Source organism: Okeania sp., assembly GCF_983059655.1.
Map to the genome: position 1 here is coordinate 1 of NZ_CEZPJD010000316.1, position 7,425 is coordinate 7,425.

A 7,425-nucleotide genomic window follows, 5' to 3' on the forward strand; every position below is an offset into this window, starting at 1 on the left:
TTTTTCTTTATTATCCCCTTAAAAGGGGAGGCGCATACCCACAATTTTTCGGTAAAGCCAAGCACCAAAGCAATCTCAAAGGCAACAAAAAAACCAGTCGTAAGATTGAAGCATTGAGTTATCATAGAAATCGTTTTGTGGAGAATTACCTGCATAACACCAGCAAGTTAGTTGTCAATTATTTAGTGACTAATAACATTGCTACTGTAGTAATTGGAAAAAATGATAATTGGAAACAAGGTGCAAACATCGGCTTTTTTTGAGAATATCACTATCTTTAAACACTACTACTAAATTTTCTTAACACAACTTTCCTAGTATAAATATTTAACAATTATTTTATTTTTTGTAGCACTTTATCTTCAAAAAAGCAGATTCATCACGATAGAAAAAGTTGTTTCTCCTTCTCCTCAGACTATTATTCGCTTTCGTGGCGATCGCCTTTTAATTCAGTAGTATAGAGGCCAACTAATCTAGAAATAAAAACAGCAGGATACATTAAACCTACAATAGCTTCTGAAGTAGCTAAGGTCATAGCAAATTTATTAATAGGTAGAATATCTCCATAGCCTAAAGTTGTTAATGTTGTAAAACTGTAGTAAAAAAGTTGATAATCACTTTCTGCTTCTAATAATGATGAACTTTGAAATGCTCCTGGATCGATGGCTAAGATAACATGATATAAGCTAAACCATAAAAATCCAAAAAGTAAGAAGATGGAAATTCCTCCATTAATTACATCAGCATCGACTCTGGTTTGAATGAAAATATGACTTCCTATAGCGATAATAGCTAGACATATAAAGCCAGAATAGGATAGGTAGGTTAATAAGGTTGTAATTTCAATGAGATTTGAATTATTGCTGAAGTAAATGCCATGAGAAAAAAAACAGATAAACGCCAATATCTTTAATAAAAACACCCATTTTTTCGGGATAGACAAAGTTTTAATTACTAAAAGATTCGTCATAAGAAATCCAGCGCTAAGAACTAAAGAGCCGAAAAAATTAGTCGATAGAGGAAATAGTAAAAATAGTAAAATTAAGTCAAATAATAGTTGAGTAAATACGGTTTTTTTGTAATATAAGTTTTTGATTGTATTCATCTATTTGTTGTCCCTAATACTGGTAAATAATTATTGGTAATAAAATAGAGCAAAACGGCGGTAATTTTTATTCTTGTTCCACAAATTAAAGACTACATCAAGATATTTTACATACTAGATTTTTTCTGGTAGTCTATTTGATATTAACTATTGTACAATCCAATGGTTGATTTAACGTAGTCAGAAGTCAAAAGCGAGTGTGTAATTCTGAGGGAACCTAAGAATGTAAGACACACTCAAGACAGTCATAAGTTATCTTTGTAACAGTAATTTTGAGCAACTATCCAAAAATATTTCACCTTAAAAAGCAGGGTTTTAGAGCAAATTATTTTGATAATTTACTATACTATATTTTTTGATAGTACAGTTTTCCTTGTTAATTACTAAATCAAGAGAAACTACAGAATTACCTATTGGCTTTTTGGGAAAAATAACTCAAATTTATTACTCTTGGTTTGTGAAATTTAGATATTACAGCACTTTGCGCGGATAGTGAGGTACAGTTTGAAGATTAATCTTTTTTTCCCTACTCCCAAATTCCCCTCCCAGGAGGGGAAGTAGGGGATTTGAGCAAGGCTCCAAAAATATTGCGCCTTAAAAGGCGGGGTTTTAGACCCACATTATTTTGATAAATAAAAATTTTCATGATTAGTCAATTCTCTTCTTTTCAAAAAGAGGTAATTATAAATTCTTGAAGGTTTAGGATAGCGCTAAAAAAATGAAGTCTCAAATCTTCCATTTTCAGGAGATAAAAAAAAATATGCTCTAATTTTAAGTAATTATTATTGTTATTGTTCTTCTAATTTTGACTTTTTCATTGAATAAATGTTTGATAAAATTTTCACCAACAAAAATACCTATATAGATTCACTTATAATTGCCAGCTTATTATTAGCAGCATTGTTACTATTTTTTACTAACTTAGGCACATTACCTTTGCGAGACTGGGATGAAGGAATAGTCGCTCAAGTAGCTAGAGAAATAACCAGAAAAGATTGGAATTGGGTTTTCCCAACTATCAACGATACTCCTTATTTGAATAAACCACCATTAGTACATTGGTCGATAGCTTTTGCCTACAATATTGCTGGAGTAAATGAATTAACTGCCCGTTTATTCCCTGCTTTATTCACAACATTCTCTGTACCCTTAATTTATAGTATTGCTAGAGAATTATTTCGCCCCCGCACTCCTGCCATTTTATCTGCTTTAGTCTACTTAACTTTATTGCCAGTAGTGCGACATGGACGTTTAGCAATGTTAGATGGGGCAGTACTTTGTTTTTTTCTACTAATGATTTGGTGTGTTTTACGATCGCGTCGTAACCTCCGTTATTCTCTAGCTATTGGTTTGAGTTTTGCCCTACTTTCCCTCACAAAAGGAATTATTTTAGGACTACTTTTAGGAGCGATCGCTCTTTTCTTCCTCTTATGGGATACTCCCCGACTATTGCGTTGTAAATATTTTTGGGGCGGTATCTTGCTTGGGATGCTCCCAGTATTTCTGTGGTACACAGCCCAATTTTTCCATTACGGAATAGAATTTTTCCATGCCAACTTTTTCCATCAATCTCTCAAACGTATTTGGCAACCTGTAGGCAGTCACGATGGACCTATTTGGTATTATTTATTAGAAATTCTAGAGTATACTTTCCCCTGGCAGCTTTTCTGGTTTCCCGGAATATATCTGAGTTGGAAAAATCGGAATCTCAGTTGGGGAAAATTAGTTTTGGTCTGGAGCGGAGTATATTTATTAGCTATTTCCCTGATGAATACCAAACTCCCCTGGTACGTACTGCCTATTTATCCCGCTTTTGCTCTAGCAGTCGGTACTTATCTGACAGAAATTTGGCATCAATTTCCAGTAGATTTGGGATACTTTCGGTTTCCAACTTACCAATATCTTCATACTCAAGGTGAGAGTAAAAAATATCCTAGAGGTATCCCCACTATTTATCACCGTCTAGTAGTAGCCTTTTTTGCACTGCTCGCCTTACTAGCTTGGGTTGCTTGGCTTTACTTCAGTGGTATTTTTCATCTGGGAGAGGAAAATCAGACAAAACTAGATTTGTACTTAAGGTTAATCTCAGCAACTATTGCCTTGACAATTACAATAACAACCATACTATTACACCAACAAGACCGTCAGTTTTTGTCAACCTTGATTTGGGGAACATATCTTTCACTTCTACTCTTTGTTAATTCTCCTCATTGGATCTGGGAATTACAAGAAGACTATCCAGTCAAACCAGTCGGAGAAATGATTCAGAAATATACACCCCCCAGTCAGACAGTTTATTCTTTCGATACTAAAGACCGCCCCTCCTTAAATTTTTATAGCGATCGCCTCATCAAGCGTGTCGGGCCACAAAAAATTCAACAACAATGGCAGAGTCAGTCTCAACCATATCTATTAGTTAAAGCATCAAATTTGGATAACCTTACCCTAGAAAATCTTGAAGTTTTGAATACTGTCAAAGGATGGACATTAGTCAGGAGAGAAGGCAAAAATTGAAAGTTCAAGTATTAATGTAGGCTATACAGCCGCACCACCCGTGAGGTATGTATTGAGAAGGCTAGATACTCGACACAAGAATTTTACTATTTGCTCCTTTTAAATCCTGCATTTCGCAGTGAAGCTGTATTTTTTGCTTGGTTGAAAAACTTGTATTATGATATTCCAATCACCCCGGAAACTTTCCACCATGCGCACTGCCTACCAATATAAACTAAGGCCAAACAAAGAGCAAATAGCCACAATAGAAATGTGGTTGGAATTATTGCGTCGGCAGTACAACTATAGGTTAGGAGAGCGGTTTTCGTGGTGGGAAGAAAATCGTTGTCCAGTTAACGCTTGCCTTTTGGTGATGCCAATTCCTCAACTAAGAGATAATCCAGATTATTACTCTCAAAAACGAGATTTAGTCAATACCAAAGATAAGTTTCCTGAATACAAGCTAATTCATTCTCAGGTATTACAAAACTGCACAAAACGGGTAAAACTTGCCTTTGATAGATGGTTTAAGGCAGATAAAAATGGAACCAGATTAGGGAAACCAAGGTTTAAGGGAAAAGGACGTTATCGAAGCTTTTGTTATCCTCAAATCAAGCTTGACTGCATTGAAGGAAACAAGATAAACTTACCCAAAATAGGTAAGGTAAAGTTGATTCAGCATCGACCAATACCAGAAGGATTTCAAATTAAAACTGTTACGATTAGTCGCAAAGCTGATGGTTATTATGTGACGCTATCCCTAGAAGATAAGTCGGTTCCTCAATTCACTTCTGATATTAAACCTACCTCAGAAAATACTTTGGGAATAGATATGAGATTAAAAGACTTTTTGGTAACAAGTAACGGAGAATCAGTTCCTATTCCTCAATATTATCGAAAATATCAGAAGCGATTAAAAACTCTACAAAAACGCTTATCCCGTAAAAAGAAAGGCAGCAAAAGATGGTTAAAATCTCTTTTAGCTGTAGCCAAACAACATAAAAAGATTGCCGATAAACGTAAAGATTTTCATTTCAAAACAGCCAATGAATTGTTATTAAAAGCTGAAGTTATCGCCCATGTAGACGCGGAGCGGCGTGCCGGAGGCAAACTTAAATATCAAAGGACTAGCAAAGACCCGTTTGAGTAAATCAATTAACGATGCTGGATGGGGAAATTTTCTAACTATTTTAACTGTCAAAGCCGGAAATGCTGGAGGTGAAAACCATAGCAGTGAACCCCAAAAATACGAGCCAAGATTGCTCAAATTGTGGGGAAAAAGTCGATAAAGAATTAAACATACGAACTCATTCCTGCCAGTATTGCGGTATTGTAATAGACCGCGACTTAAATGCGGCGATAAATATAAAAAATAGGGCGGTAGGGCATCCCGGCCTTAAAGCACGCGCTTGCCCGACGGGATACCGGGGCTACGAAACGAGAAGCTTACACTATAGCGTCAGCTTAGTATGGGAGATGTCACCAATATGAGATAATCCTTATGCCACAGCTTTTTGGCAAATTTTCTCAGCAAAGGGATAACAGTCACTAGGTGTAATTCCAAGTGCTCTTGACATAGGTTCGGCACTGGGAAATACATCAACTAAACAATTAATAGTTTGTTCTAAATCTTTTTCCTGTAAAATTTCATATACAATTTCATTTTCTTCTAACATGAGTATATTAACTCCTCAAGTAAGATTTATTTAGTCATTACAACATAATTCCTTCTTCCTTTTCCTTGAAAATAATTGTTCGGGTTATTAAGATACGAAGTGTCAGCTCGTTGACTATCCATAAACAATTAAACCTTCTTCCTTTTTCCTTCTTTCTTCTTCCTTCTTCAATAACTACTGACTATTTTGATTATTCAACACTTCTTTTTCTTGCACCGACTCTGAGACTCCATTAAACATACCCAAATTAAAATCAAACTTACTTAGACAAGCGATCGCTCCTCCAAACAATATGACACTCCCGAGCGCCATAACTATAGGTAAATACTGCCTGCTCAGATCGCGACGCAATCTAGCCAAAGGTCTACTTTGCCTTCTCAACATTTGTCCAATATCCAGCTGTTGGAGAGCCAGAGGGTCCCTAACATAATGGCCACTCCAACTAATTACCAGATGGGAATGACAATATGGACAAGTAAATAGCCCATTAAATATTTCCAGTGGTTGTGTCGCACTGGAGCGATGACAAATTGGACAGGTAACAGAATTACTCTTAGATGTGGGAGCGCTCATATTTAAATTTTTATTCAATCAACGAAATTGTTAACTACTCACCTATGATGAGTTTTTTTGATCTGCAATTTTGATTATCTTGCCTATTCTTTTCTAGTGTAGCCTTAATTTCTATTCCATAAAAGTGAGCTATTCACGAAAATTATCAATCTTCCATTTTTGGAGATAGCCTAGTTGTTTACCATAGGTGAAATTGTATTGCAAGGGGGTAATTGTAATATATTTTTCACGTATTGCTTGGACATCTGTTGATAACTTTTCCACAGAAGAGCGATCGTTGGTTTCTTCCACATCTTCCTGTACCTCTCCAGCTAGCCAGTAATAAGTTTTTCCTCGTGGATCGACCCGTTTTTCAAATATATCTATATAGCGACGAATTCCTTGACGGGTAATTTTTACCCCTGCTATTTCTGTTTCTTTAACTGCTGGAATATTTACATTTAGTAACATGGCATTAGCTAAAGGCTCATTGTCAATTTTCTTCACCAAATCTTGAGCAAAATTTACAGCAACTTCAAAGTTTCTAGAAGTATAACTACCAAGACTAAAAGCAATACTAGGAATGTTTTGAACAACTCCTTCCATCGCAGCAGAAACTGTACCGGAATATAAAATATCTGTTCCTAAATTAGGACCATGATTAATTCCTGCTAATACTAAATCTGGCTGAGTTTCTAGTAAGGCAAATAAAGCTAGTTTGACACAGTCCGCAGGAGTCCCAGAGCAGGCCCAAGCTGTGATAGTGTCATCAAAAATTGACTTGACTATTTCTGCCCGAATAGGTTGATGCAATGTTAAACCATGACCAGTGGCTGAACGTTCCTTGTCAGGACAAACTACAACAACTTCATGGCCTACTGCTGCTAAACCATTAGCCAAACTCCGGATACCTTCTGCAAAAATGCCATCGTCGTTACTTATTAATAGTTTCATTTTGATTGATTTTTGAAAAATAAAAAATAGTTAGAATTATAGCGCTAGGGAACAGGGAACAGGGAACAGGGAATAGGGAATAGGGAACAGGGAACAGGGAACAGGGAACAGGGAACAGGGAACAGGGAACAGGGAATGGGGAATAGGGAACTGTAAAAGGGTTTTAGGATTGAAAAATGTCCGTGCCCAATTCTGGTAGTGCCATATTCGTCAAACACAATTTTATGATGGAAAGTTCAAGTGTGGAGCTATTTGGGACTAATTATTTTGGATTTTAGATAAATTTTGATAAAGCTACCAAAAACTTCATCGACAAAGGGATTGGAACAAACGTTTCAATCGTTAACACCCCGACCAAATACATCCTGAGAAGCACTCCAAGAAAACCCCGGCCAACTCAAAAATATTCTTATAGTTAAAAGCACAAAAAAAATAACAAATCATACTATCGCCAACACCTCGATCGAGTACATCCTGCGAAGCACTCCAAAAAAAAACCGGCCGACTCAAAAATCAGGTTGAACTTTAACAAAAAATCAGATAGAATAGTTATATTGGGAGTCACTCGCCCCTACGCATGACTATTTATTCAACTCAAAAATATTCTTATAGTTAAAAGCACAAAAAAAATAACAAATCATACTA

At 36.1% G+C, this 7,425-nt stretch carries 9 protein-coding genes; 5 read left to right on the plus strand and 4 right to left on the minus strand.

Translation table 11 applies throughout. The features are described 5' to 3' along the window. Positions 1-263: transposase (locus AC3DU7_RS17715; protein ID WP_488040638.1), on the plus strand; the 263-nt coding region annotated here is incomplete at its 5' end. Between the two features lie 155 nt (positions 264-418). Here AC3DU7_RS17715 and AC3DU7_RS17720 read toward each other — a convergent pair. Continuing rightward, the gene (locus AC3DU7_RS17720; RefSeq protein ID WP_488040639.1) at positions 419-1,105 is read right to left on the minus strand and encodes an ion channel; all 687 of its coding nucleotides are present in this window, start codon (positions 1,103-1,105) and stop codon (positions 419-421) included. Between the two features lie 825 nt (positions 1,106-1,930). Here AC3DU7_RS17720 and AC3DU7_RS17725 point away from each other — a divergent pair. The 4 genes from AC3DU7_RS17725 to AC3DU7_RS17740 all read left to right on the plus strand — a co-directional run bounded on the left by AC3DU7_RS17725 (position 1,931) and on the right by AC3DU7_RS17740 (position 5,089). Next, positions 1,931-3,619, plus strand: coding sequence for an ArnT family glycosyltransferase (locus AC3DU7_RS17725; protein ID WP_488040640.1), 1,689 nt, complete (start codon positions 1,931-1,933; stop codon positions 3,617-3,619). A gap of 190 nt (positions 3,620-3,809) precedes the next feature. After that, positions 3,810-4,748 carry an RNA-guided endonuclease InsQ/TnpB family protein gene (locus AC3DU7_RS17730; RefSeq protein WP_488040641.1) on the plus strand — a complete coding sequence of 313 codons (939 nt, stop codon included), beginning with the start codon at positions 3,810-3,812 and terminating at the stop codon, positions 4,746-4,748. After that, positions 4,741-4,887 carry a hypothetical protein gene (locus tag AC3DU7_RS17735; protein ID WP_488040647.1) on the plus strand — a complete coding sequence of 49 codons (147 nt, stop codon included), beginning with the start codon at positions 4,741-4,743 and terminating at the stop codon, positions 4,885-4,887. The genes AC3DU7_RS17730 and AC3DU7_RS17735 overlap by 8 nt, the downstream gene beginning before the upstream one ends. Next, complete coding sequence (locus AC3DU7_RS17740; protein WP_488040646.1) at positions 4,832-5,089, plus strand: zinc ribbon domain-containing protein; 258 nt, start codon at positions 4,832-4,834, stop codon at positions 5,087-5,089. The genes AC3DU7_RS17735 and AC3DU7_RS17740 overlap by 56 nt, the downstream gene beginning before the upstream one ends. Positions 5,090-5,097: 8 nt before the next feature. Here AC3DU7_RS17740 and AC3DU7_RS17745 read toward each other — a convergent pair whose 3' ends face one another. The 3 genes from AC3DU7_RS17745 to surE all read right to left on the minus strand — a co-directional run bounded on the left by AC3DU7_RS17745 (position 5,098) and on the right by surE (position 6,780). Then, on the minus strand, positions 5,098-5,274 hold the full coding sequence (locus tag AC3DU7_RS17745) for a hypothetical protein (RefSeq protein WP_488040642.1): 177 nt from the start codon (positions 5,272-5,274) through the stop codon (positions 5,098-5,100). 174 nt (positions 5,275-5,448) lie between these two features. Continuing rightward, positions 5,449-5,847 carry a hypothetical protein gene (locus AC3DU7_RS17750; protein ID WP_488040643.1) on the minus strand — a complete coding sequence of 133 codons (399 nt, stop codon included), beginning with the start codon at positions 5,845-5,847 and terminating at the stop codon, positions 5,449-5,451. 129 nt (positions 5,848-5,976) lie between these two features. Beyond that, positions 5,977-6,780, minus strand: coding sequence for a 5'/3'-nucleotidase SurE (gene surE / locus AC3DU7_RS17755; protein ID WP_488040644.1), 804 nt, complete (start codon positions 6,778-6,780; stop codon positions 5,977-5,979). Between the last annotated feature and the right edge of the window lie 645 nt (positions 6,781-7,425).

Coding starts and splice junctions, on each gene's coding strand:
- surE (WP_488040644.1), bottom strand. CDS start 6,780: ATGAAACTATTAATAAGTAACGACGATGGCATTTTTGCAGAAGGTATC.
- AC3DU7_RS17725 (WP_488040640.1), top strand. CDS start 1,931: ATGTTTGATAAAATTTTCACCAACAAAAATACCTATATAGATTCACTT.
- AC3DU7_RS17730 (WP_488040641.1), top strand. CDS start 3,810: ATGCGCACTGCCTACCAATATAAACTAAGGCCAAACAAAGAGCAAATA.
- AC3DU7_RS17720 (WP_488040639.1), bottom strand. CDS start 1,105: ATGAATACAATCAAAAACTTATATTACAAAAAAACCGTATTTACTCAA.
- AC3DU7_RS17745 (WP_488040642.1), bottom strand. CDS start 5,274: ATGTTAGAAGAAAATGAAATTGTATATGAAATTTTACAGGAAAAAGAT.
- AC3DU7_RS17750 (WP_488040643.1), bottom strand. CDS start 5,847: ATGAGCGCTCCCACATCTAAGAGTAATTCTGTTACCTGTCCAATTTGT.